The sequence below is a fragment of the Rhodovastum atsumiense genome, assembly GCF_937425535.1.
GTDB classification, from domain to species: domain Bacteria; phylum Pseudomonadota; class Alphaproteobacteria; order Acetobacterales; family Acetobacteraceae; genus Rhodovastum; species Rhodovastum atsumiense.
This window is the reverse complement of sequence record NZ_OW485605.1, coordinates 91533-114898: the sequence shown is the minus strand read 5'-3', so window position 1 is coordinate 114898 and position 23366 is coordinate 91533. Positions and strand designations below refer to the sequence as shown.

The 23366-nt window shown below is 69.6% G+C and carries 33 protein-coding genes and 1 tRNA gene; 18 read left to right on the top strand and 16 right to left on the bottom strand.

Annotation, left to right across the window (positions count from 1 at the left end; all coding sequences use genetic code 11):
- Nucleotides 1-137: 137 nt before the first annotated feature.
- The 17 genes from NBY65_RS32275 to NBY65_RS32195 all read left to right on the top strand — a co-directional run bounded on the left by NBY65_RS32275 (nucleotide 138) and on the right by NBY65_RS32195 (nucleotide 13162).
- Nucleotides 138-4388 carry a bifunctional DNA primase/polymerase gene (locus NBY65_RS32275; RefSeq protein WP_150041075.1) on the top strand — a complete coding sequence of 1417 codons (4251 nt, stop codon included), beginning with the start codon at nucleotides 138-140 and terminating at the stop codon, nucleotides 4386-4388.
- A gap of 139 nt (nucleotides 4389-4527) precedes the next feature.
- Complete coding sequence (locus NBY65_RS32270) at nucleotides 4528-5235, top strand: hypothetical protein (protein WP_150041076.1); 708 nt, start codon at nucleotides 4528-4530, stop codon at nucleotides 5233-5235.
- Nucleotides 5232-5738: a crossover junction endodeoxyribonuclease RuvC gene (locus tag NBY65_RS32265; protein ID WP_239002805.1), complete on the top strand. Its 507-nt coding sequence runs from the start codon at nucleotides 5232-5234 to the stop codon at nucleotides 5736-5738. Before NBY65_RS32270 ends, NBY65_RS32265 begins: the two co-directional genes overlap by 4 nt.
- Complete coding sequence (locus NBY65_RS32260) at nucleotides 5735-5959, top strand: hypothetical protein (RefSeq protein ID WP_150041078.1); 225 nt, start codon at nucleotides 5735-5737, stop codon at nucleotides 5957-5959. Before NBY65_RS32265 ends, NBY65_RS32260 begins: the two co-directional genes overlap by 4 nt.
- Nucleotides 5956-6477: a helix-turn-helix domain-containing protein gene (locus NBY65_RS32255; protein ID WP_162530562.1), complete on the top strand. Its 522-nt coding sequence runs from the start codon at nucleotides 5956-5958 to the stop codon at nucleotides 6475-6477. Before NBY65_RS32260 ends, NBY65_RS32255 begins: the two co-directional genes overlap by 4 nt.
- Nucleotides 6478-6504: 27 nt before the next feature.
- Nucleotides 6505-7242 (top strand): hypothetical protein, encoded by a 738-nt coding sequence (locus NBY65_RS32250; protein ID WP_150041082.1) that lies wholly within the window; start codon nucleotides 6505-6507, stop codon nucleotides 7240-7242.
- Between the two features lie 122 nt (nucleotides 7243-7364).
- Nucleotides 7365-7739, top strand: a complete 375-nt coding sequence (locus NBY65_RS32245; protein WP_150041084.1) for a hypothetical protein — start codon at nucleotides 7365-7367, stop codon at nucleotides 7737-7739.
- The gene (locus NBY65_RS32240; protein WP_150041086.1) at nucleotides 7736-8215 is read left to right on the top strand and encodes a hypothetical protein; all 480 of its coding nucleotides are present in this window, start codon (nucleotides 7736-7738) and stop codon (nucleotides 8213-8215) included. The genes NBY65_RS32245 and NBY65_RS32240 overlap by 4 nt, the downstream gene beginning before the upstream one ends.
- A complete protein-coding gene (locus tag NBY65_RS32235) occupies nucleotides 8212-8484 on the top strand; it encodes a hypothetical protein (RefSeq protein WP_150041088.1) in 273 nt (90 codons plus the stop codon). Before NBY65_RS32240 ends, NBY65_RS32235 begins: the two co-directional genes overlap by 4 nt.
- Nucleotides 8481-8870, top strand: a complete 390-nt coding sequence (locus tag NBY65_RS32230; RefSeq protein WP_150041090.1) for a hypothetical protein — start codon at nucleotides 8481-8483, stop codon at nucleotides 8868-8870. The genes NBY65_RS32235 and NBY65_RS32230 overlap by 4 nt, the downstream gene beginning before the upstream one ends.
- On the top strand, nucleotides 8867-9151 hold the full coding sequence (locus NBY65_RS32225) for a hypothetical protein (protein ID WP_150041092.1): 285 nt from the start codon (nucleotides 8867-8869) through the stop codon (nucleotides 9149-9151). The genes NBY65_RS32230 and NBY65_RS32225 overlap by 4 nt, the downstream gene beginning before the upstream one ends.
- 30 nt (nucleotides 9152-9181) lie before the next feature.
- Nucleotides 9182-9535 carry a hypothetical protein gene (locus tag NBY65_RS32220; RefSeq protein WP_239002806.1) on the top strand — a complete coding sequence of 118 codons (354 nt, stop codon included), beginning with the start codon at nucleotides 9182-9184 and terminating at the stop codon, nucleotides 9533-9535.
- Complete coding sequence (locus NBY65_RS32215) at nucleotides 9532-9996, top strand: hypothetical protein (RefSeq protein WP_162530563.1); 465 nt, start codon at nucleotides 9532-9534, stop codon at nucleotides 9994-9996. The genes NBY65_RS32220 and NBY65_RS32215 overlap by 4 nt, the downstream gene beginning before the upstream one ends.
- Nucleotides 9997-10027: 31 nt before the next feature.
- On the top strand, nucleotides 10028-10633 hold the full coding sequence (locus NBY65_RS32210) for a macro domain-containing protein (protein ID WP_162530564.1): 606 nt from the start codon (nucleotides 10028-10030) through the stop codon (nucleotides 10631-10633).
- Nucleotides 10630-11079, top strand: a complete 450-nt coding sequence (locus NBY65_RS32205) for a hypothetical protein (RefSeq protein WP_150041095.1) — start codon at nucleotides 10630-10632, stop codon at nucleotides 11077-11079. The genes NBY65_RS32210 and NBY65_RS32205 overlap by 4 nt, the downstream gene beginning before the upstream one ends.
- Before the next feature lie 45 nt (nucleotides 11080-11124).
- Nucleotides 11125-11499 (top strand): hypothetical protein, encoded by a 375-nt coding sequence (locus NBY65_RS32200; protein ID WP_250266045.1) that lies wholly within the window; start codon nucleotides 11125-11127, stop codon nucleotides 11497-11499.
- Nucleotides 11500-11716: 217 nt separating this feature from the next.
- The gene (locus tag NBY65_RS32195; RefSeq protein ID WP_150041099.1) at nucleotides 11717-13162 is read left to right on the top strand and encodes a hypothetical protein; all 1446 of its coding nucleotides are present in this window, start codon (nucleotides 11717-11719) and stop codon (nucleotides 13160-13162) included.
- A gap of 97 nt (nucleotides 13163-13259) precedes the next feature.
- Here NBY65_RS32195 and NBY65_RS32190 read toward each other — a convergent pair whose 3' ends face one another.
- A complete protein-coding gene (locus NBY65_RS32190; protein WP_150041101.1) occupies nucleotides 13260-14108 on the bottom strand; it encodes a LysR family transcriptional regulator in 849 nt (282 codons plus the stop codon).
- 98 nt (nucleotides 14109-14206) lie between these two features.
- Between NBY65_RS32190 and NBY65_RS32185 the strand changes: the two genes are divergently transcribed.
- Nucleotides 14207-14614: a tautomerase family protein gene (locus tag NBY65_RS32185; protein ID WP_150041208.1), complete on the top strand. Its 408-nt coding sequence runs from the start codon at nucleotides 14207-14209 to the stop codon at nucleotides 14612-14614.
- Nucleotides 14615-14621: 7 nt separating this feature from the next.
- Here the strand turns inward: NBY65_RS32185 and NBY65_RS32180 are convergent, their stop codons facing one another.
- From NBY65_RS32180 to NBY65_RS32110, 15 genes are all read right to left on the bottom strand, one after another.
- Complete coding sequence (locus NBY65_RS32180) at nucleotides 14622-14762, bottom strand: hypothetical protein (protein WP_162530565.1); 141 nt, start codon at nucleotides 14760-14762, stop codon at nucleotides 14622-14624.
- Between the two features lie 26 nt (nucleotides 14763-14788).
- Nucleotides 14789-14998 carry a hypothetical protein gene (locus tag NBY65_RS32175; protein WP_150041103.1) on the bottom strand — a complete coding sequence of 70 codons (210 nt, stop codon included), beginning with the start codon at nucleotides 14996-14998 and terminating at the stop codon, nucleotides 14789-14791.
- A gap of 202 nt (nucleotides 14999-15200) precedes the next feature.
- Complete coding sequence (locus tag NBY65_RS32170) at nucleotides 15201-15509, bottom strand: hypothetical protein (RefSeq protein ID WP_150041104.1); 309 nt, start codon at nucleotides 15507-15509, stop codon at nucleotides 15201-15203.
- A 91-nt stretch (nucleotides 15510-15600) separates the two neighbouring features.
- A complete protein-coding gene (locus NBY65_RS32165; RefSeq protein WP_150041106.1) occupies nucleotides 15601-16221 on the bottom strand; it encodes a hypothetical protein in 621 nt (206 codons plus the stop codon).
- Between the two features lie 476 nt (nucleotides 16222-16697).
- On the bottom strand, nucleotides 16698-17060 hold the full coding sequence (locus NBY65_RS32160) for a hypothetical protein (protein WP_150041108.1): 363 nt from the start codon (nucleotides 17058-17060) through the stop codon (nucleotides 16698-16700).
- A 153-nt stretch (nucleotides 17061-17213) separates the two neighbouring features.
- Nucleotides 17214-17408, bottom strand: coding sequence for a hypothetical protein (locus NBY65_RS32155; RefSeq protein WP_150041110.1), 195 nt, complete (start codon nucleotides 17406-17408; stop codon nucleotides 17214-17216).
- 84 nt (nucleotides 17409-17492) lie between these two features.
- Nucleotides 17493-17939 carry a hypothetical protein gene (locus tag NBY65_RS32150; RefSeq protein WP_150041111.1) on the bottom strand — a complete coding sequence of 149 codons (447 nt, stop codon included), beginning with the start codon at nucleotides 17937-17939 and terminating at the stop codon, nucleotides 17493-17495.
- A 126-nt stretch (nucleotides 17940-18065) separates the two neighbouring features.
- Nucleotides 18066-18329, bottom strand: a complete 264-nt coding sequence (locus NBY65_RS32145) for a hypothetical protein (protein WP_150041113.1) — start codon at nucleotides 18327-18329, stop codon at nucleotides 18066-18068.
- A 41-nt stretch (nucleotides 18330-18370) separates the two neighbouring features.
- On the bottom strand, nucleotides 18371-18925 hold the full coding sequence (locus NBY65_RS32140) for a helix-turn-helix transcriptional regulator (protein ID WP_162530566.1): 555 nt from the start codon (nucleotides 18923-18925) through the stop codon (nucleotides 18371-18373).
- A 257-nt stretch (nucleotides 18926-19182) separates the two neighbouring features.
- Entirely contained in the window at nucleotides 19183-19515 is a 333-nt protein-coding gene (locus NBY65_RS32135) for a hypothetical protein (protein ID WP_150041116.1), read from the bottom strand.
- A gap of 11 nt (nucleotides 19516-19526) precedes the next feature.
- Nucleotides 19527-20207 (bottom strand): hypothetical protein, encoded by a 681-nt coding sequence (locus NBY65_RS32130; RefSeq protein ID WP_150041117.1) that lies wholly within the window; start codon nucleotides 20205-20207, stop codon nucleotides 19527-19529.
- The gene (locus NBY65_RS32125; RefSeq protein ID WP_150041119.1) at nucleotides 20204-20614 is read right to left on the bottom strand and encodes a hypothetical protein; all 411 of its coding nucleotides are present in this window, start codon (nucleotides 20612-20614) and stop codon (nucleotides 20204-20206) included. Before NBY65_RS32125 ends, NBY65_RS32130 begins: the two co-directional genes overlap by 4 nt.
- A gap of 132 nt (nucleotides 20615-20746) precedes the next feature.
- Nucleotides 20747-20821 (bottom strand) — tRNA-Ile (locus tag NBY65_RS32120).
- 13 nt (nucleotides 20822-20834) lie between these two features.
- The gene (locus tag NBY65_RS32115; RefSeq protein WP_150041121.1) at nucleotides 20835-21395 is read right to left on the bottom strand and encodes a 3'-5' exonuclease family protein; all 561 of its coding nucleotides are present in this window, start codon (nucleotides 21393-21395) and stop codon (nucleotides 20835-20837) included.
- Entirely contained in the window at nucleotides 21392-23359 is a 1968-nt protein-coding gene (locus NBY65_RS32110) for an AAA family ATPase (protein ID WP_150041123.1), read from the bottom strand. The genes NBY65_RS32115 and NBY65_RS32110 overlap by 4 nt, the downstream gene beginning before the upstream one ends.
- Nucleotides 23360-23366 lie beyond the last annotated feature (7 nt).

Here is a 23366-nt window from a genome sequence, read left to right as displayed (position 1 = left end):
GGCGAAGTCGCCAGCTATAATGTTGACAAGGCGACTTGCTTGAGTTTCGCGCTGCTGCGTGGGCAAAATGAAAGCGCCGGGGATCATAGGGGTTGCCGCCCCTCCTCCCGGCGCCTCATTTACCAACGGTGTCGATCATGTCTTCGGAAAACGAGAAAGTCAATGATGCCGCTGTAGGCATCGAAGACAGCGCACGCGCGGAAAGCAGGCCGACCGGCCAGACCACCGAAATCCTATACCAGCAGGGCGAGAGCATCTTCGGGCTCCACGGCAGGGCGCTGGTCGCCCGTGGCTGGTCGGTGTTCCCGCAGGAAGTCGACGGCCGCCGGCCGGGCCGGGTGTTCCAGCAGACCATCAAGTGGGCCGAGGACCACCACCTCCGAGATTGCCTTCCGGCTCCCGACGTCCTTGACCTCTGGTGCGGTCACTGCGCCACGCTGAACGTCGCCTGCGTGTTCGGGCCCGCGAGCGGCAACGCGTTCGCGGTCGACATCGACTGCATGGACGAGGTCCGTTCCAACGCCATCATGGAGCTTGCCGAGGAGCACCTCGGGCCGACCACGTTCATGCGCGAGGGCCGTGCACCCAAGCTGGCGCTGCTCTACCGCACGACTCCCGGCGACATGCCGCCCTCGTTCTCGCGCAACTTCGAGGCTAGGGACGGCTTCGGGCGGCCAGAGAAATCCGGCGACGGCCTCGAAATCCTGTCGTCGGGCAAGCTGATCACCATCTACGGCCGCCACCACAAGACGGGCAGGTATTTCCAGTGGATGTCGCCGACGGCGCAGCCGCTGACGGCGGGCCCGGAGGCGCTGCCGCTGGTGACCTCCGAGCAGGTCGCCACTTTCCTGGAGGCGGTCGCCGATAAGTTCCCGTTCTGGCATGGCACCTCAGCCCCCGCCGCCTGGGTGCAGGGTGACGCCTCGGTGCACGGCGTGCGGGGCGCCCGCATGCGTGGCGGCAGCTATCCGCGCAACGAGGACGGCCTGGTGTTCGAAGGGCGCGACGGGTTCATGCGCGACCTGGTGCTGCGCATCGTCGCGGACGCCTCCAACTGGCCCGGCGAGCCTAAGGAGCATGGCGCCGACGCGGGGCTCTTCGCGGCGTTCTGCGAGGCAGTGGAATCGTCCTTCCGCGAGGGCGCGGTCATCGACGGCCGCTGGGCCCGCGAGCGCGACCTCAAGGCGACCATTGCCGAGAAGGTCTCGCGGACCATGCGTAACGTCGCGAGCGGGCATCTGCGGACCTACTTCGCCGGCCCGGCGCTCCCGGCCGCCGTTCCTGGGCAGGCGCTGCCCGCGCAGATGAGCGCCGCCGAGGCGTCGGCCGCCCTGACCGCGCTGGTCCGCGAGCACGTCGCGGCCGCCGCCGCCTGGGTCGCCGCCAAGCGCGTCGGCGAGCCGCCCGCCCTCGCCATCAAGGGCATGGCCTCCCTCGGCAAGACCGTCGCCATCCTGCAAGCCCTGGCGACCCCCGAGTGCGAGGGGCTGCGGGTGCTCTACGCGGCCCCGACCCTCAAGCTGGCCGAAGACGTGGCCAAGGCCGCCCGCCAGCTCGGGATCGACGTCCGTGTGCTACGGGGCCGCTCACAGCCGCGCCCGGACGACCCGGACTCCAAGATGTGCGCCAAGGCGGACATCGCCGAGATGCTCGCGCAGCTCTCCGCCCCGGTGAAGACGACCCTGTGCCGCCAGCCCTGCAAGAAGGGCGACGAGCCCAAGGAGTGCCTCTTCGCGGCGACCTGCCCCTACCTGGCGCAGATCGAGGCGCTCAAGGACCGCAAGTCCGGGCCGACCCTCTGGGTCTGCGCCCACCAGTACCTGTCGACCCCGCTGGAGGGGCTCACCGAGAAAGCCTTCGACCTCCTGGTCGTCGACGAGTCCTTCTGGCGAGCCTTGACCCGGACGGTGTCCGTCGACCCGGCGGCCTTCCTGACCGTGCGCGAGCCGGGTGAGAAGCTGCATGCCCGCAAGGGGGAGGACCGCGGCGACTTCGAGCTGCGCCGCAACGGCATGACCGTCCGGCACGCCGGGCTTCTCGACAAGGTCCGCGCCATCCTGCTGGACAACCCCCGCAAGACCATCTCGCTCGCCGACTTCCGCGCCGCCGGCCTTGACGCCGAGGAGTGCGAGTGGGCGGCGGGCTTCGAGTACACTAGGCTCGGCTCGCCGGACATCACGCCAGACATGGACGAGGCTGAGCAGCTGGCGATTGTCTCAAGGGCACGCCGCGAGGAGGCGTTCGGCTTCGCCCGCTTCTGGCGCGTGCTCGGCGCCGAGCTTGCCCTCGAGCGAGACCAGCTGGTCGGCATCGAGCGGGTCCACGGCCGCTGGAACGAAGAGACGGAGCAGCTCGAGAACGGGATCCTACTTCACTACTCGGCGGACCCGCGCCTGACCGAGCTGCCTGTGATCCTGATCGACGCCGACCTCGACCCGGAGATCGCCTGCCGCTTCTACCCGCGTGTGCAGGGCAACATCCACGTCATCGCGGCCGCGTGGTCCCCGCGCTGCCGGGTGCGGCAGGTCGGCGAGCGCCCGGTCAGCAAGTCCATGCTGCTGGGCCGCCCCGGCTCCAAGTCCGAGACCGACCGCGCCGAGGCCCGCCGCGAGGACCTCTGGAACATGATGCTCGACATGGCCGACCGGCACGGCCACCCGTCCGACATGTCCGGCGCGACGGCCAAGGCCCGCGCCCGGCGCCCGCTGCTGATCACCTTCCTCGGCGTGCGGCAGGCTTGGGCCAAGCGGGGTCGGCTCGGCACCCCGGAGCTCCCGCTGGCGACCCCGGACTCCCTGCCGTTCGACGTGGCCCACTTCAACGCGAATCGCGGCCTGGACGGCTGGAAGGAGACCACGGGCATCGTGGTGGCGGGCCGCCTGCAGCCGTCCGTCGGCGCCATCGAGTCCCTTGCCCGCGGCATCTTCTTCCGCGACCCCCGGCCGCTGGCGCTGCTGCCGTTCGCGCGGGACGGCCGCGGCGACCGGACGGACGAGAAGGACTGGCCGACCACGATCCGATACATCCAGCTCCGCGACGGTCGGCGGGTGCCCGTCTCCGTTCCTGCGCACACCGACCCGCGGTGCGACGCCGTCCTGCTGCAGGTCCGCGACGCCGAGATCACGCAGTCCCTGGCGCGCTGCCGCCCGATCCACCGCGCCGAGGACGCGCCCTGCGAAATCGTGCTCGCCACGAGCGTCCCTGTCGACGGACTCATCGTCGACGAGCTGGTGACCTGGAACGACCTCGTGCCGAGCAAGCTCCGCATGATGGAGGTCGAGGGCCGGGTCATTCCCGAGAACGCGACCGACATGGCGGCGGCCTATCCCGACCTTTGGAAGAGTCCGGATGCCGTGCGGGTAGCCCGTGCCACCGCGAGGGAGAAATCGTTGACCGCCTCGACGGCAGAGGAAAGTCTGTTGACGATAAACGTAAGCGAGTCTCCTATTATATATAGAACCGACTGGCTTACGTTTATTGCCAACAAATTTGGCGAGGTTAACAGAATTGCCCGTTGGGTGGAGGTGACCTACGACCGGGTTACCCCCGGAGGCACCCGCCATCGCCGTTCCCGCGCCGCTGTCCGGGTTCGCTCTGGCGATACGTGCGCTGACGTGCTTGGCCGGGCAAGCAAGGCGTTGCCGTTCGCCTCCCGGCTGTCCCTCGCCGACGGCGCTGCCGATGTCATTGCTCTCGCCGCCACGCCCGCCCCGGCGGCTTCCGAGCCCCCGGCCGCCGCGCCGCTCCCAGCCGCCCAGGAAGACCCACAGGCGGCCGGGAGCGAGATCCGGCTGCCGGAGGGCGTCCCGGCGCCTGCAGCGCCGCAGGCGCCCGCGAGCGCGCCGCGCAAGGGCATCCGGCGGGCCGGGCGTCCTGGCGCTGGCTCGGCGACCGCAGGAGCCCCGGCGGCTTCGACTGTGCAGGACCGCCACCGGGTGTCCGTCCTCGACCTCATCCGGTCTGCCGCCTCGCCCGAGGACGCTGACGCGTCCACCTCAGCCGCCCCGGTGATCGTCTCCGCCGCCCCCATGCCGATGGCCGCCGGGCATCTCGAAGCCGTCGTGGCGCCCACCGCTGCCCCGCCGGCGGTCGTGCTGGCAGGGTTCCCGGCCGTCGCCGGGGACCAGGAGGACGGTGACGACGAGGAGGGGCTGGACTGGTCGCCAGACGCCGAGCCGTTGCTCGCGGACCGCCTCGAGTGGTGCAGGGCGACCCTGCAGGCGCTGGCCGTCGAAGCGTGGGGCGACCTCAGCTACGCGCACGCTTGGCTCTACAGCGCCCACCCGGATTTCGGATGGCAGGCGCCCCTGGACGCGTGCGTGTCCGTCCGGGCGCTCGAGCGATGCCGTGCAGCCCTCGAACGGGAAACCGCCGCCACGGTCCACTGAGGGCGGCTGTGCGCGGCGGGGCGGCGGGAAGGCGAACCGCCGCCCTGCCCCTGAAAATCAGCCAGATATGCAACAACCGCGCTTACGATTCACGGAATAGCCGCCCCGGTAACCGGGGAATCCTTGGGGGAGGGGTGAGATGGCCGCGAAGCGGAAGCGGGAGCCCAAGCAGCAGTCGACGTCCACGGGCAGGCGCGTCCCCTGGCACGTTCGCCACGATGACCGCCAACCCCTGAATGGCGGCGCGCCGTCGGATGTCGCGCCCATCGAGCGCTGGGACCACGGCGAGCGCGTGGTCGCCGAACCAGCGCCCGGTTCCCGCATCCGTGTCGAACGCGCTGGATCCGGGATCGACGCCCTCCTCGCCAACGGGACGATCGACAACCGGCTCGCCAACGCGGCCTCGCTCTGGCAGCGCGACTACGAAGGCGCGCTGTGTGTCGGGCAGGGGGCCGCTCCGGCTTCGGACCGCGTGAGAGTTGACACGTCGGTGACGGCGACGGACGGCGGCATCGTGCGGCGGCTGGACGCCGCGACGCGTTACCGCGAAGCGTGTGCGGCCATCGGACTGCTCGGTGATGCCCTGCTGCAGCTCACGGTCGCTGCCGGGCTGTCGCTGTCGCGCCTGGAGGCTGTCCTGACGCCTTCCACCGGCGCCGCCGGCGCACTGCCGCCCGAGCTGCAGGCGGTCGCCGCGCGCGTCCGGCGGCTGAACCGCGTGGCGCTCGTCGGCGCACTCGTGGCAACCCTTGATCGCCTCGCCGACCACTACGACGCCGTTGACCGGGAACATGCCGCGGCCGCGCGCACCCGTCGGGCGGCTGCGGGGCGGGGAGACGCGGCATGAACACGCCCGGCGCCGTCCTCGCGCTCGACCTCGGCACCTCGACGGGCTGGGCCCTGCGCACGCCGGACGGCCTGATCACGTCGGGCACCCAGTCGCTGCGCGGCGGCCGCTTCGAGGGCGGCGGCATGCGGTATCTCCGGTTCCGCGCCTGGCTGTCGGAAGTCGAGGCGTTGTCGGGCGGCTTGCGGCAGGTCGCCTTCGAAGAAGTCCGCCGCCACATGTCAACAGATGCGGCCCACGTCTACGGAGGGCTTCTCGCCACGCTGACGGCCTGGTGCGAGGAGCGGGGCATCCCGTACGCCGGGGTTCCCGTGCAGACCATCAAGATTCACGCGGCCGGGTCGGGCAACGCGTCCAAGGATGCCGTCATCGCCGCTGTCCGGGCGGCTGGGCACGAGCCCGGCGACGACAACGAGGCTGACGCCTTGGCGCTCCTGCGGCTGACCGTCGGCGCGCCGGCGGCCGCGAGGGCGACGGCCGCGAGGGGGAGGAAGGCGGCATGAGAGCGCGCAAGAAGGCGGCTGCGCTGCCGGAGGACTACGAGCCGGACGAGAGGGCGCAAGGCTCCTTGGCGCGGGCCCTGGGCATGCCGCTGGCCGCCAATCCGTTTCTAACCGAAACGCGCGCCTGGATGGCCTGGTGCCAGGGCTGGCTCGACAGCGACGTGCTGATGTCCGGCAGCCCGGGCACGACGTCCGCGAGGAACGGAGGAGTGCCGTGGTGAAGCAGGCCCAGTTCGGCTGGAACCCGGACTACGCGGTGCCGCCTGGTGCGGTGATTGCCGAGCACCTGGAGGTGCGGGGCTGGAGTGAGGCCGATTTGGCGCGCCGTATCGGATGCCAGCCGCAGATGGTCAGCGAGATGATTTCCGGCGAGAGCCCTGTTGATCCGACGACGGCGTGCGCCCTTGAGCGCGTGCTCGGGGTGAAGGCCGAAATCTGGACGAACATGGGGGCGAACTGGCGGACCTTCCGGGCGCGGACACTCCCGAGGACGCCTACGTGCGCGAGGGCGCCGGCGATGAATGAGACGCCGCTTCCCGACGCGACCTGCCCCGCATGCGGCGCCCTTGGCGGCGTGGTCCGCTTCGAGCGCCGCGAGGGCGAGGTCGTACGGGGCGTTGTTCTCGAGGTCACCAAGACCCTGCGTCGGTGCGCCGCATGCGGGGAGGAGTTCGAGAATAGCCGCGACCCGGATTGGCGCGCGGGTGCTTACGCCCGGCTCCGGGCGGACAAGGACTGAACGACGGACGACGGGGGGAGGATAACGATGCCAGCGAACAGCATTCCCTACGAACTGGCGGTGATCCCGGAGCGCTCGCCCGGGCCGCTGCTACGCGCCCTTGGTGCCCGCCGCTTCGACGGCAGGACCATCCGGTTCACCTGGGGCGAATGGACGCCCGGCTGGGGGCTGGTCCTCAGGCTCAGGAAATGGTCGGCAGTCTATGGCGGCGGTTGGTCGCTCTTCGTCCAGCCGGGATACGGGAAGCTCCGTGTCTCCCTCCCGCTCCCTCGACGCGAAGTGAAGGGCGAGGGTGCCTGGGGCTTCCAGGCCGACCTGGGGGGAGGCAATGTGCACGTCCAGTGGGGCTACGGGCACCCGGGGAAGGTCTACGACCTCCCGTGGCGCGCCTGGCGCTGCGAGCGGCACGACGTATTGGCCGTCGGCGGCTGGGTGCCATGCCCGGAAATCTTCGCGGGCCGGATGGATAACCCGCTGGCCGCGACCGAGACGCACCCCTATCGCTACGTGACGGACAGCGGCGAGGTGCAGGAGGTGACCGCTACGATCGCCGTCGAGGAGCGCGAGTGGCGGCTGTCGTGGCTCCGGTGGCTGCCGTGGGTCCGGCGCGTAAGCCGGACGATCGAGGTGTCCTTCAGCGATGGGGTCGGCGAGCAGCGCGGCTCCTGGAAGGGCGGCACGGTCGGCTGCAGCTACGAGATGCAGCGGGGCGAGACGCCAGCCGAATGCCTGCGCCGGATGCAGCGCGAGCGCCGCTTTCGGTAGGCACGCGCAGGGCGGCCGCATTCCCCGGCCGCCTCGGGAGCGCGGCGCCATCCAGTTATGCAGGGTGGCGGACGATATTGATTTGAGGCGGCTGCACATCGTTCGGCTGCGGGGAGGGGGAAATGGGATCCGACACCATCGCCGACTGGGCGGACATCGCAGCGTCGCGCATCATGACGGACCTGCTTGGCTTGCCTAGCTCGGCAGTCGGCGCGGCGCTGGTGGATTCGGGTGCTGAACGCATTGCCGGTCTCCGAGACAACATGGCCGCCGTCATCCGCAACGGTGCACCCAACAACTTGGGCGTTCAGGACTTGCCCGGGTTCACCGTCACACGTCGTGGGGAGGCTCTGCACATCCGGTTTGGTGCGCGCCGAGTCTGCACCGTGGACCATGATTCGGTTGGATGGGACGGCATGGATGCAGTTGAGGCCGTGGTGGAGCGGATCGCCAAATTGCTTGGAGTCTCGGTAACGGAGAGGACGTCCAGGGCATGAGCACCAAGTCCGTTACCTCGTGCCGTGCCGACCAAGCCGCGATGCGCGGCGCCATCTCCGCCATGCGCAAGCTGGCCGAGCGCCCGGACGCCATCGGCCGTGCCATTCGGGACGCCGAAGGCAGCGTTCGCGAGGATGCACGACGGGATGTCGAGCGCGCCATCCTGAAGGGGTTCACGTCGCCCGCACCGGATGCAGACGACGTGGAACGGCGCACGCTGTTCTTTGCGGCTAGGGATACCTTGGCGGCACTCAATGCGGCGACGTCTGCCAGGTATGCGGCCTGGCACCGCAAAGTCGCGGTTGAGCGGGAGTGGAAGACTGGCGCCCTGCGGGACCCCCGCGCTGTCGCTGACGCCTGCAAGGCAGCCCGTTCCGCCGACCGGGCCGAGGCGCGCGCACTGGAAGCCTGGGCGGCGGCGGACGACGCGCTGACGGCGTTCCGGGCGAGGACGGGCAGGAGGACCGCGCCATGATTGGCGGCAAGGTCATTGAGGTCCGCCGCGAGGGCGAGGTCGCCCGCGTCTGGTGCGTCGACGGCTGGGACGAGCTGGCCATCCACGTCGTCGCTGAGGCGGACCTTCCGGCGCCAAGCGATACCGTGTGGTGGCAGGGGCGGGCGGCCTACTGGACCGACGCGGCCCGCACGTTCGCGGACCGCCGGCTTGATCGCCGGGGCTACAGCTTCGACCCGAGGAACGCCCTGGGCGCGCATGACGCCCGGACGAACGGAGGTTCATCGTGAGCCATGTCAACATTCACGACATCCGTGATGCCGTTGCAGCCCTCGTCGAAGGCAGCCGGGGGCAAATGAGCGGCCCCTACACCGCCTTCGTGTCGCCAGAGGTTCACGCGGCCGTCCTGGAGGCGTACCCGGATGGCGTCGTGCGGCTGACCGACGGCACGGCGGTCCAGGTTCGCGAAGTGGCTCCGTTTGCCGATGATGCCGAAGAGGCCGAGGACGGCGACTGGGCGGACGCGGCGGCGGCCGACATCCTCGACGAGCTGTCCACGCGGCGGGGCATCGGCGACGAACTCGGGCTTGTGGACGACGACGTGCTCGAGGAGATCCGCGACAGCATCGCCACCATCATCCGCGACGCCGCCGAGGCTGCGAAGGCCGCCCCATGACCGATGAGGACGCCCCCGCCATCGTTGTCGTCCTCACGCCCCGGCCGGGCGCCGTCGGCCGGGCCCAGCGCCTGCTGTCCGGCCTGCACGACGGCGCGTCCGCGGAGGCCGTCGCCGCGGCGCTGGCGGAGGCGGTCCGGCAGTCGTGCAGGTGGCGCGTCCACCTGCTGGACGACGGGGAGGAAGAGGGCGGCAGCGGCGCGCCGGCGGCGTCGGATGCGGGGCCGCCGGCAGTGTTGGCAAGGCGTCCAAGGCTGTTCGGGTTGCCGCAACCGGCATAATCGGGGGGCGGTGAGATGCTGGAGGCAGACATGGCTGACGATGAGGACCGTTGGGTGCGCGTGATGCCCGACCACTGCAGCTCGGGGCTGTGGTGGAAAGACGGCTGCATGATGGATCCGGAAGACCTGCCGATCAGCGGCGCCCTGCGGGAACGGCTGGCCACGTGGGCGGATGGATACAGCGCGTGCATCGACCACTTGCCGGACGGGTCGCCCGTGCCATTCGACGAGACCGCCTACGCCGCCGAGGGGCTGGCCATCGCGCAGGCCATCAAGGCCGAGCTGCCCGGGTGGACCGTCATTTACTTCGACATCAGCAAGCTCGACGACAGCCAGGAGGACCAGCCCCGCGGCGAGTTCGAGTACGAGGTGACGCCGCCATGACCGCCCGTCATGCTGTTGCCGAGGTTCGCCGCCCGGACGCAGGGTTCGGCCGCCGGGTGGCCAGGGCGCTGGCCTTCTTTGCCGCGCTCGCGTCCGTGCCAGTGGCGGCTGTCCGCCGTATCGGTGGGGAGCGCGCGCCGTCGGCGGAGGTCCGGCGCGCCGGATCCGAGTTCCGCGACGTGGTGGCCGCTCTGGCTGGCTTGGCGGCGGCACCGGTCACCGGGAACGCCGAGCGTGGCTGGGATGTCGTTCGGGCCCACGACGGCTCTGCCGTTTGGGTGCTCACCGCCGGCCCGGAGGGTGAGCAGAGCCTGCTTGCATCCGTTCAGCGCATGCCGGGCGGCGAGGGTTGGAGCGCCGTTGTGGCGCGTCTGGGGCAGCTGTGCGTCGTGCTGGCGGCCTCGCGCGCGGATGCGCAGATGGCGGCCGAGATGCTTGTGGGCGGCGCGCACGTCGAGTGAGGCGGCTCGAGAAGAAACGGAGGGAACGAGAATGTATCAGTTCAACTTTGTGGACCCGCATGCCGCATTCCTCGGCGCGCTGACGCGCGCTCTCGAGGGCCGCGATGGCGTCTCCGCGACGGCTGGCCTCCTGCAGCCAACCGGCTGGGATGCCCTCATTGCTGCAGGGAATTCGTTCGGCATGATGGACGGCGGTGTCGACCTTGCCATCGCCAGGATGCTTCCCGGCGTCGAGGGGCGCGTGCGGGCGGCGATTGCATCCGAACACGGCGGCTTCCTGCCTGTCGGGGCGGCAGTGGCCGTGCCTGCGGATGGCGATCTGGTGACGGGCCGCTGGCTGCTCTACGCGCCGACCATGGAGTCCCCACGGGACATCCGCGGCTCGGTCAACGCCTACCTTGCGATGCACGCGGCTATCGGTGCCGCGAGACGGATCCCGCTCCCGGCCGGGACGACCATCGCGTGCACGGGCCTGGGCACGGGGGTCGGACGGCTGCCGCCCGAGGTGGCCGCGCGGCAGATGGCGCTGGCCATTCGGCATGCGGAGGGCGCGCCTCCGGCCAGCTGGCGCGATGCGCTGGGGCGTCTCGTCGATGTCGAGTGCGCCCGCTGGGGGTTGACGAGGGCGGCTGCATGAAACAGCAGCTTTCGGATGGCATGCGGTTCCTCCTGGCGCTCCTGCGGGACCGCCCAGACCCACTGATCTGGCAGCGCGGGGCTGGAGGGCTGCACTGCGCTTTCTTTGGCCGCATGCCAGCAATCCCGGGGGTTCCTGTCGCGACCGTAGTCGCTCTGCATGCGCGCGGGCTGATAGCTCCCGCAGATGGCCAGGAGGGCCGTGACATCTGGCACATGACGCTGACGGCGACCGGGAGCAAGGAGGCGGCCAAGGAGCCGCTCGCGTACGACTACGCGGCGGAGTTCGCCGCGTGGCAGGAGCGCCAGGAGGAGCGCCGCCGTCCGCGAGACGCCTGCCTGGAGGCGCAGGACCGCCGCGAGGTGGAAGCCGCGCGAGGACCGCAGCGGCCCGAGCAGCGGCTTACGGCGCCGAGGTGCATGCGTGGCACCGGACAGGTGGGGTAAGGCGGCAGCCGCTCTTGTGGCTTGCCGCCGGGGTGCCCGATTTCCTTGAGGGCCGCAAGGCAGCGAGACAGGGGGAAGGTGGCCGCGATGTTCCACGACATCATTCGCGTGCTGGATGCCAGCGCCGTGCGGGCCTGCGCGCGTGCCGAGGGCGGCGTCACCGATCCGCAGGTGCCTCCGACCTGGGACCTCCTGCGGCTCGGCTCCGGGGACGGCGGAGAGTGCGAGTGGCGGCTGGAGACGCCGGGCGGCACCGCCAAGGTGTTCGACGTCGGGGCGTGGTGGGGCTACTACGTCGTTCCCTGCCGTGCGCACACGCGCGGGTCGCCGGACCTCTACGTGGACCGGGGCGCGGCAATGCGCGCCGCCGAGGAGGCGTTGGCCGCCGCCGTCGCCCAGGCAGCCCGCCGATGGGCCTGATCGGCATCCTGTGGGACCTCCGCCACCTTGCCGACACGGCGGCCGCTCGGTCCGGCGTGGCCGCTGGCGGGTGGATGTCGCACACAGCGCTACGGACTGCGCTACGGATTGCCAGCAGAATGCGCTACGGATTAGAAGCCAACAAAATTTCGTAGCGTAGCGTGACTCTTCCGCCCCCGTCTCGGACGATGACCCCGTTCAGCAATAGGAGGTCACCGTGACCATCGAGGACATCGTCGAAATGCTCCGTACCGACGCAGCCACCGCCGCCAGCAGCCCGCTCGGCCAACTCGTCCTTTCCGCCGCTCGCAGGCTCGAGCACGGCGGCGACATGCCGGTGGGCGCCAGGCGGAGACTCTCGTCCGAGCAGGCGTTCGCGGCCATGACCGTCTGCACCAGGATGGTGCGGACCCACGGTCTGCAGCCCTCGACCGTCTGCAAGGAGGCGGGGCTGGTGGAGGAAGCGAGCGGCACTTTTCGCTACATGCTCACGGCCAGGGAAATGACGCCAATCGGCGAACTGGTTCAGGGTGCCGCCGCCAGACGGGACATCTCGAAGAAGCTCCAGCGCTACGTCCAGATCGTCCGGACGGTCGCCCGGCTGGCGGGGAAGGAGGAGCTTCCGCTTCTGGAGGACCTCGGCGTGGCGGTGGCAGACTACCTCGCCCCGTTCAACGAAGAGACGTCCGCCCCCCATGACGAACTCGCGGCTGACCTCATCGCGCTGGGTACTTACTTCGGCAGGGCGCGGGAGGGGACAGGCGGCGAGCTGATCGACCTCAAGGAGTTCTTCGAGGCGAGCGGGCGAATGGGGGTGATCTACGACCCGGCGACCAACGGCATGGTCGCCTTGCCTGATGACCCTGTCGACCTCGGCCACGAACCCTCCGTGCGGCTTTTCATGCGCCGCGTCGCCTCGGGTCAGGGCGAGTGCTACCGCCACGAGCGGAACCCCTCCGGCTTCCCGGTCTATATCAGCCGGGAGATCGGGCGCGTTCGGTTTCAGGTCTACGAGGTGGTCTCGCTCGCCCTGGTGAGGAACAGGGACAAGATCCGCGCTGTCCTGGTCGCCGAGCCGTGGACAATGGTTCAGGACAGGCCGGGCGAGCCGCCCGCGCGCTTCTTCGACCGCTCGGCCCGGCGCTGGGAGCAGGGAGTGCCGTTCGGCGGAGGCATCCGCGTCGGAGAGGGCGAGGGCCAGTTCTCCTTGATGGCCGGCACGAATGTCGCGTTCGCCTGTCCCCTGTATGAGCAGTACATCAGGGAACTCGAAGGGGATGGCGAGAGCGAGTTTGGGAGCGGCTTGGTCGCCGAGGTGGTCTGCACGCCGCGTCGTATCGAGATCGACCCTGAGGTTCTCCGCGTCTACCTCGAGGACGTCGCCGCTTACGAACCGCGTAAGGCATTGGAGTTCATGGAGGCGAGCGCGCCCTGGGCGCAGGGCTACGTCGTCCAGGCGACGCTGACGCATGCGGACGGCCGGGAGGCGAACAGCCTTCTCGAACGTCTGGAAGATGCCCTCTATGGCGACGGGAACGCCATCCTTGCGGCGCTGCTCGACCAGGTGACCAAGCGCGTCCGCGCGCTCGATGACCTCATGGCTAAGACCCTGACGACGCGGCAGGCCCAGAAGACGCATTTCCGTCGCCTCATGCGCAGCTGAGGAAGCGGGAGGGCGGCCTTATCCTGGGCCGCCCAAGACCGTGCCCGGGCTGCGGAAATGCGGGTTATCGGGGGTGATAGGCAGCGGAAAGCCGCGCCTATCTGGGAAGCAACGCCGCACGCAACCCGGCCGCGACGGCGCGCAATGCGGCCGCGCTGGTCGGCGCGCCCGCCCGGCCGAACAGCACGATTTCCGATGCCGGCAACGGCGGCAGTCCCAGCGTCGGCCCGGCATCCGGCGCATCGCCGGAAGCGGCACGTCCCATGGGCGCCACCCCCAGCCCCGCTCGCGCGCCAGCAAGCAGCGCCGCGCAACCTCCGCCGAGAAAAGCCTCCTGCCAGGCGATCCCCGCCCGTTCGAGGGCGCGCAGCGCCGCGGCCCGCACGCCGCAGGGAGGCGCGAGCGTCGCCAGCGGCACCGGCTCACCCGGGCAGAGCCTGAACCCGTCCGCCGCGCGCCAGCCAAGCGGGTCGGTTCCCAACACCTCGCCCTCGCTGCCGCCCGCCTCGCGGCGGATCACCACGGCGTCGATCTCGCCGGCGTCGAAAGCGGCCCGCAACGGCTGCGACTGCCCGGTCCGCACCTCGACCGTGGCGCCGCAGGGCAGCGCCGCCCGCACCCGCCGCAGCACGCTTTCCAGGCCGACGCCGATGGCGTGCTCACTCAGGCCGATCGCGAAACGCACGGCAGGGGTCGGCGTGAACCGCACTGCTGCGTCGTGGGCGGCGAGGAGCGCACGGGCGCGTTCGAGGAAGGCGGCTCCGTCCGGGGTGGGGCGCACGAAGCGCGGCGTGCGCTCCAACAGCCGCCGTCCGAGCGCCGCCTCCAACGCCTTCAGGCGCTGGCTGACGACAGGCTGCACCGTGCCGGCCGCCTCGGCCGCGCGGGTGAGGTTGCCGAAATCGGTCGCGAGGACGAAGAGGCGGACGGATTCAAGGTCGAGCATCATAATATTCTACTATGATGAGAAGCTATCTTCATAGCGTTCCGCGTTCCATCGGGGCGGGCCACGATGCGGCCGATCCCAATGAGGAGACGCATCCGATGCCGATGATCCAGGTCCGCTACGTCACACCCGCGCCTCGACCCGAACTGCGCGGCGCGATCGCCGCCCTCGCCGCCCGGCTCGGGCGGGAATGCCTCAGCAAGGACCCGGGCGTGACGGCCGTCCTCGTCGAGCCAGCGGACCCGCAAGGCTGGTTCGTCGCCGGCCGCCGCCCGGCGGTGGAGGACGGCAAGGCCGCGTTCTGGCTCGACATCAAGATCACCGCCGGCACGAACACCAAGGGTGAGACGGCGGCCTTCGTGCGCGCGGCCTTCGATGGTATGGCGGCACTGCTCGGGCCACTGCACGAGGAAAGCTACGTCCTCGTGCACGCCGTGGACGGTGACGCCTACGGCTACGGCGGTCGCACGCAGAACGCCCGGTGGGCTGCGGCCAACCCGGGCTAGGGACGGTCTACACGGCCTCCCCGAAGGCATAGGCGTCGAGGCGCAGCACGTCGTGGCTGACGCTGCGGTGCAGGCAGCGTGGCACCGCCCCAGCACCCGCGCAGAGCGCCGCCCGCGCCACTGCAGGATCGGCGCGCAGTGTTGACATGTCCGTCCCGGGGCCGCGGCCGTCCCTCAGCCCTTGGGCCGCCGGCGCCGGAGCGGCCGACCGCCGATTGACTCAATGGCGAACTTCTCCAGGTCGAAGCTCCGGAAGAATGAGTTCTCCCTGGCAAGCTCGGCGGCCGTGACTTCGCCTGCCGCCAGCCTCTGCTGGTCGCGGTCCCGCGACGCCTGCTTCTCATCGGCGCGTCGTTTCTGGTCGAGGATGCCGTCGTTGGCCATGGGGTCTCCTGTAGGCAGGAGGGTAGCAGAGGGCCGGGGTCCGCACAGCGGGCGAGTCTCTGGTCGGCGGTTTCGGCCAGCATGGCCTTGGCCTTGCTCGGGCTTTGACCGATTCCCTGAGGCTGTTCTGGGCTCGTGGGCACGGCGGAAGAGCCGCCCCTGGTCGGAGGCGGCCCTTCCCGGGTTCGGTGCCTGGGATGACTCAGGCTGCGTCCTGTTTCGGCAGCGCGTCCGTGATGGTGCCGACGATGGCACGGGCGACGTCCTCCGGGTGCCCGCCGCGCACATGCAGGCGGCGGAGGTCGGACCGGAGATGTCCGCCGAAGGATTCGAGCCAGAGCGTTACCTGGACGCCGCGTGCCATCGGCTGGATGGCGTCGGGTGCCAGGGCGGCATACGTGCCGCCGACGGCGACAGAGAGCATGTCGGTGTCACTGGCGACATAGCCGCCGAGCGGCGCCATTTCGGCAGCAAGCGCGGCGAGGAGGTCCGGCGAGTGGATGGACAGCATGGTGGGATCTCCGCGAAGGATGAGGAACCGGGCAGCTTCAGCCGCCCGGGAAGCTGTGGCCCGCCTCCGGCAAGAGGCGGGCCTGCGGTGGTCAGGCGGCGGTGTTGTTGGGCATGCCGAGCAGCTGGAGGGCTTCCTCGGCCGCGCTGCGGAGGCCGTTGTGGACGCGGCCCGGGTGCTTGATGTCTTCGCCGCGGGCGTTGCGCGCGCGGGCGACGTAGCCCCAGAGCGGCAGGGCCTGCACCCCTGCGAACCCGCCGTCGAACAGGTCGGCCCACACAGTGTCGTTATCGCCACGGCGCCAGTTCGCCCGCGGGCACGCCTCCGCCAGCGCGCGGGTGACTTCGGCGAGCACGCGGTCTGCGGCCGCGCCGCCGCGCGCCTGTGCCAGCGTGAGCTTGGGCAGCCCCTCGAGGTGCGACAGCAGGCAGCGGGCGACCGCGTCGGCGTCGGGGAACGCGGTGCCGTTGAGCGCGCCGAGGGTGCTCTTGCCTTCGCCGCCGAACGCGAAGGACGGCGCTGAGGCGGCGAGGATCTCTTCCCGGAGTTCGGCGGGCATGCTGCGCGGCGGGTTCGGCAGCCGCACGGACGCCCAGTTGCCGCGATAGGCGACGGTGACCTCGTGCGTGTCGGCCTCGATCTGGGCCTCGCCGATGCCGAGGCGTTCCAGGTGGGGGTACACGCACGCGGCGACGGCTTCGGTGGTGTGCATGGAGATGGACTCCTTGGGTTGGGTTGGACACCGGGCGGCGCGCAGCGCGGCCGCCACGTTCAAAGAGAGCCCGCCCCTGACCCGGGGCGGGCTGGAATGCGTCAGGCGGCCTGAGGGCGGGCGCGTTCGGGGAGCGGCAGACTGGCGCGAAGACGCGCATGCAGCCCGGCTGCGGCCGTGTCGATGACGGTGGTCATTGGAGGGGAGGGTTCCTGATGTCGCGACAAAAGGCTGGTGCGACCGCTTGCGCGGTCAGGTCAGCGTATCGCGATCAGGAAACCTGTGTGCAGCATGATCGCCAGAGTAGATCAAAGGTCTTCCGAAAAGTCAAGATGATGCCGTTATGAACGCTGCTTCCCACCTGCTGATGGGTGGCGCCATAGGCTTGTCGGTGACCTCGGGGCGTCACCGCCGGCCGGACATGGAAAAGCCGCCCGGCAGCGACCGGGCGGCTTGGTGAGGGGATGGGGCGACGGTCAGAACCGGATGGCGGCCTCGGCGGCCCTCTCGGCCTCCCTGGCGGCCCTTGCGGCATGCTCGGCCCTCTGCTGCTCACGTGGCGACAGGGCATCCGCGATGGCGCCATCGACCATGCGCAGGAACCCCACGACGTCGCCAGCCTCGATCGGTCGGTCGGCCCGTTCGCCGAAGTCATCTCGGCGGTACCGGGTCGCGAGGCGCACGCCGACGCCGTTGACGCGCAGCCGCACGCTGGCGGTGTAGCCCAGGCGCACGTCGACCGTCTCCGTACGGCCGTCCTGCTGCCGCTCGACGGTTGGCGACAGGCCCGCGGCGGTCGCGCGCGCGGCGACCCAGGCGCCGGTGTGCTGGAGGCTCACGTATTCCATTGCGGTGCTCCCAGTGGGCCTTGATGGCCTTGTGTGAAAGGATGTGCGGCATTCGGGGGTGCGGAATTCAAGGGCCGCCCGGAAGAAAATCGCCCGCCTCCGGTTCGGAAGCGGGCCTCTCGGTGATCAGGCGGCCGGGGGAATTCAGGGCAGCCGCCGCGCCACCTCGGCGACGGTCATCGGCTCGGACACCTTGCCGGACAACGCCTCCGCGACCGCCTCGGCGTCGTCCTGTTCGCGGGCCATCGCGCGGGTCTTCTCCGCGGCCGCCTTCATGCGGGCGCGCCGCGTGGCCAGGGTCGCCTCATCTACCTCGGTGAACTCGACGGCTCGGGTCATCGTGGAGCTCCTTGCGGCGGCATTATCGTGATGCGAACGAAAAACTGAAAGCCTACTCCAGGCCGGAAGCGGTCCTCGTAGGGCTCACCCGCCGAACCGACGCCGGGGCTCCGGGCGGTGATTGTCGGCGAGCCCCTGTGAATCCCGGATGTCCTTCTTCACGGCCGCCGCGAAGTCCCCGGCGTAGGTCTCCACCCATTCCCGCCACGCGGTCTGTGCCGCCTCCCGCCAGTCGTCCTGCGACAGGCACGGCGATGCGTCGCCGGCGGCCTGCTTCTCAAACAGGATGTCGGCGGCCGCCAGCCTGACAACATCATCGGGCATGTCCACCCGCGTACTCCCCCAGACCTCTCCCTCGACCTGGGCGCCGCCCGTCAGCCGCTGGTCGCCTTGGAAGCGGTGCAGCTGCCAGCGCATGCCGTCCTTCCGCCATACGAGCAGCGCCCGCACGGACATGTCCTCCGACGGCGAGAGCTGCGGCTGGGATGCAAGCAAGGTTGCCTTGAGCGTGTCGGCTATGGTCCTGCGCATTGCGATGTCCTCCCCCAGGCGTTCGTTGCGCCTCAAGGGAGGGTTTGGCCGCCGTTGGCGAGGCACAAGAAAGCCCGCCTCGGGATTTCGGGGCGGGCTTTGGGAAAGAACGGCGGCGGCCGACGGTCAGGCGGCGATGAAGAACCGTCGGGCGGCCTCACTCGGCACGTAGGCTTCCCACTTGGCGTTGTCGTCGCCGGCGGTCCGCTCGAGGAAACCGAGATCAACGAGGGAGTCCCCGAGATCGCGCGCGAACCGGTCGTTGCCGACATCCCACGCGTAGACCGTCGTGCGTCCGTAGCGGAGACAGCGGCGTCGTAAAGCATGAACTTCTGGGCTGGCGTGAGCGGTGATGGGGCGCCCCAGGTCGACGACATGATGTCCTCCCATGAGAGGCCCGCCTCGTGCACGGAGGCGGGCCCGGCTGTTGGTCAGGCGGCCCGGTTCTGCTGGGCGGCCTCCCCCGCGCGGGACAATGCAAACACCGCTTCCTTGCCCAGCGTCGAGCGCTCCAGTAGTCCGGCGGCCGACATCATGTTGAGGACGTCGGTGAGGTTGGCTTCGGCCAGCCCAGTGCGCTCGCCGATGGCGCTCTGGCTCGCCTGGCCGCCGCTCTCCGCAAGGAACTCGAGCACCCTGGCGACATGCAGGCGACGGGTGATGTCGACCGACTCGTATGTGTCGGCGACGGCGATGGATTCAGCGACCAGCTCGTGGAGCGCGTCGATCCGCGACCCGAGCGCGTCCTGCCCGTGGCGCCGCATCAAGGTCGAGGCGGCCCCCAGGATGTCGTTCCAGTCCCTCAGCTCCGGATCCCGGCGGCGCTGGTCCAGCGCTTTCCACACCCAGGCACGCAATGCCAAGTACGCGTCCCTGAGGAGGTCCGGCGTCGGCTCGCTGAAGATGAAACGCAAAACCTCCCCAGCCTGGGCAGGCGACGCATCGCCCCGCGCGATGTCGGCCAAACCCACTGCCTGAGTGATCATCTCTGTCTCCTGTCCGAGGCTACCTACGTTGTGCCGAGCCTGAAAAGTGGAGCATGCTCCACTTTTGACGGCCGAGCGACACATTCCCCCGCTTCCCGCGTCCAGGTACAGCGCAGATGGTGCAACAGCCAAAGCGTTCGTAAATGCGAACACTTTGGCTGTGAGAAAGCTCGATAAGGTCTAGGCAGCCGCCCGGAAAAAGAAAGGCCCGCCTCCGGTTTGGGCGGGCCATTTGTGATGCAAACGGAATTCGGTGGTCAGTCGGTCAGGAAGCCTTCCATGACGCGTGCGACCCCCTGGGAGTCATGGATGCCGAGATCCTCTTCGATGTCCTCGTCGTCGAAGGGCAGCGGGCCGTCCATGAACCAGGCGTGGAAGGTGATTTCGGGGTTCAGCTCGTAGAGGTGCCAGCGACCGTCTGACAGCTTGCCCTCGATGATGGCCGCGACAGCGGAGCCATCCACCCGCGCGACCAAGCCATCGGATCCGTACGCGATGACGTTCAGCTTCCAGGGCATGGCGGGATACAGGATGGTGTCTGCCAAACGGGATGCGGCATCCATACCCTTCGGAGCAACCCAACGTGCCATGATGTCCTCCCTCACACAGTTGCCGTGTTGATGGCGCCGCCCCGCCACCACTGAATGACCTTGACGGGCGCGGGCGGCGGCCTGCGCTCCGGGCGGACGACGCCGCGCTTGGCCAGCGCGCGCTGCCCGACCTCGCCGGAATAGACGGACCAGAACGCCTTGTAATGCATGGGCGCCCCGCGGCCCGGTCGGCCGCCGCCCGTCTCCAGTGTTGACATCGCCCAGTTCTGGAAAGCCCTGGCCGAACGTTCGCACTCGCGCCTGAGGTAGTCCGTAGGCCATTCCGGGCCGCGCTTCGTTGCCGCCTGGACGGCCATGGCCTCCTCGTAGGTCAACCATGGTTCGGCCAAGTGCCAGGCTTCGTGGAACGCCGTCGAGATGGAGAACTCTGGCCGCCAGCACGACCGTACCAATCCAACTTGCGGCTGCCCGTATGCGACGCCGCCGACTTCCCCGATCTCTTCGTGCAGCGGCAGGTTCGGTGAGCACCACCACTCGGCCCACGGGGTCAGCCTAGTGGCAATCTCGGCGACCTTCCCAAGCGTAAAGTCGCGCCAGTTGTCGTCTTCGTTGCCCGGGAGCAGGCGATAACCGTTGCACGCAAGCCCGAGGTCGATCTCAAAGCCCTCGGCCGGGATGGTTACCTCCTCCACACGGCCGGCGACGATGTGCCAAGCGGTCGAGCTCCTCATGCCGCCCTCCCCTTTTCCGGCCAGATGGCCGCGTCCGGCACCGCGATGGCGTCGAACCTGTCTTTGCAACCGTCGTCGGTGCCCCGGAGCAGGCAGAGCATGCGGCGGATGTCCTCTGGTTCGTAGATCAGGTAGGAGCGGGTGTAGTCGTAATACCCCCAGTCGCCGACCCAGTCCGGGTGGACAGCCGCGAACTCGCTCTCGCCAGGCGGCTGTGGAGCGTCGCCGAACGCTTCGCGCGCGAACACGGAAGCTCCGACTTGCTGGTAGTCAAAACTCGGATATTGGCCGCCATGCGCCCGATGGCGAACGCTCAGTGGCCCGAGGCACGTGCTGCCAAGCGTGAGTTCCTGGAAGACCGTGCCATCCGGTAGGCTGCAGAATGTCTTGAAGTCGACGATCTTCATGCCGCCCTCCCATCTCTTGAAGGGCACCGCGGCATTCGCCGTCTGCGTGCCCGTGCACATAATGTTGTGCAGTCGGCTCGGCTCGGTTCAAGGGCCGCAAGCCGGGAAAGTTTTTGACGTGGAGACAAGGACTGGTCGGCGGGGCCGGATTCGAACCGGCGCATGGACAGTTATGAGCTGTCGGCTCTGCCGCTGAGCTACCCGCCGATCTCTGCCGCCCTCAATTCGTTCCGGCTGCCCGTTCCTCCGCTCGCCGCCGGACGTCGGCCCACGTCCGCCAGAGCGACATGGCATCCTCGAGCGCGCGGTGATGTACGCGCTGTCGGCGTTCTTCCTCGACCTGCGCGGCGGCCACGAGTTGCCTGGCGGTCGCTACAAGGTCGTCGCCAGCGAGCACGGCGTGCAACGGGCGGCACGCGGCGGCGTACGCTTCGTAGACATCTCGCAAAGGGATGCGGGGAGCCGACGACGATGCGGCGAGCAGCTCGTCGAGCCACATCTGGTCGTGGCCTGGCACGTCGGAATAGACGCGGGCAGCCGGATCTCCGAGGACGGTGATGAGACGGTTCGCTACCCAGACCGCCTCGTGGCCGTCGCGCTGCAGATGGGCGCGCGTGATACCGTGGATGCTCTGGGACGCGGGCGACCAATCACACCAGTCCGGCTCAGGGCGAATCAGGTAGCTCTCGCCCCTGCCGTCCTCGCCGACCCAGGCGACCTCGATCGGGTAGCTGTCGGTGGAGAGGGAGGACGCCTCGAAGTCGATGAAGAACACGCTCATTGCAGAACTTCCTTCGGAACGCAGGCATTTCCCGCCGCCCCGGCGACGACCGCGCGCAGCTCGTCGCCCGTCAATACCTCACGGACCGCCAGTGCCTCGGCGACGGCCTCGACCTCCGCGCGCCGCCGCCGAACGACATCAATGGCGGCGGCATAGGCGTCGGCGAGCCGCGCCTCGACGCGCTCCGCGAGCGCGCGGTTTAGCCCGAGCAGCGAGCCGACATTCTCTGCGGTCGGGTCCGCAATCCACGTCAGCCGACCTCCGAGCCCCCAGGCCGCCTCTGCCGACGCGGCGATCACTGTCGCTTGCGAGAGGTCCGAGCTAGCCGAGCCGCCTGCGCCGCCACCCGGTTCGCCGAGCAGGACTTCCTCGGCGGCGCGCCCGGCCATCAGGTCGACGAGGACCGCGCGGACGTCGGCGGCGGTTGTGGCCATCCTGGGGGCGTCGCTTTCAATGGCCCCGGCCATCGTCCCAGTTGCTCGGATGCCCACGTGCCACACACGGCGGCCGTGCTGCATCATGACGACGGCGTGCCCCGCCTCGTGGACAGCCGCCCGCCGCAGGATTTCCGGTGAACGCTTGCCGCCCTCGTTGTCGCGGATTTCCGCGATCAGGTCGGCCAGCACGAGGCGGCGCCCGGCGTGCCGGGCACGGCGGCGAGCGCCGCGGGACCACCGCTCGCAGTCAGCGCCGGAGCCGCCCAAGGCAAGGCGGGCGGCCTGGGAAAGATCGAGGCCGTCCGCATCGGCGCCGAGGTGCTCTTGCAGGATGCGCTCAAGCGCCGGGGCGTCCGGCAAGCCCAGGCGCAGCACGCGGTCGAGGCGGCCAGCGCGACGCAGGGCGGGGTCAACGCGCTCGGGGAAGTTGCTGGCCGCGAGCACGATGACGCCCTCGCGAGATGCAAGGCCGTCCATCTCCGCGAGGAGCGCGTTCGTCAGCGGGGCGAACCAGCTTTCGTTGTGGCCCGCCTGACCGCGGCCGATGAGCGAGTCGATTTCGTCGATGAAGAGAATGCAGGGCGCCTGCGAGCGCGCGAGCGCGAAGTCCTGGCGCATGCGGCCAATAATCTCGGTGTAGCTGCCCTTGCCGTCCTCGCCGCTTTTCCATTTGCTGTAGCTGGCGGGAATCAATGGCACGCCCGCACTTGCAGCGAGCGCGGCCGCGAACGTGGTCTTGCCGCAGCCGGGTGGCCCGCACAGCAGCGCGCCGCGGTCCATGTCCTTCCACGCCAGCCGTCCGGCCTGGCAGTCGGCGATGTCGCGGCAGGTAGAATTGCCCCACGCAACCGCTTCATCGCAGCCATGCAGGCGGGCCAAGGTCCACTCGGAACGTGCGTGTTTGGGGCGCTCAACGAGTTCCCCGAGGCGGCGCACGTAGTCCGCGGACGCCATGCTTGGCCGCCATGCCAGCCGCATCACGACGGGTGTCAGGTGGCGCGCCACGTCGTCGGGCACGCCTGCAGCGTCTCCAGAGGTCATCTTGGCGACGACAGAGGCGACGACGGCGCTCGTGATTTCGGAGCAGTCGAGCGTTGCCTGGGCGGCGCGCAGGAGCACGGAGGGGAAATCCGTGTCCAGGCGTGCCGACACGAGCACGAGCATGCCGTCCTTGTTGCCGAGACGCATGGCGTTATTGATGGCGTCAGTGTGTTCGGACGGGGATACCCGTGCCCGGTCACTTCCAAAGCGGTCAGGCCGCTTGAGGACTTTGCATACCCCGACGCTGGGGATGGCGCACGCCTTGGTCTCGACCACATCAGCGAGTGCTGACGTCCATTCGTCCGACGGTGAGCGTACGACTACGATGGACGCGTTCGCCCAGTCGGGCGCGCGCTCGATTGCAGCGGCCGTTAGGGCGTCGACGAGCAGACGCGCCGGGTCGGGCGGCAGCCGGAGGTCCGCGGCAATCTGAGCTTCGATGGTGGCGATATCAACGTCTTCGACGTCGTCTTCGTCGGAAGGCATAGCAGGC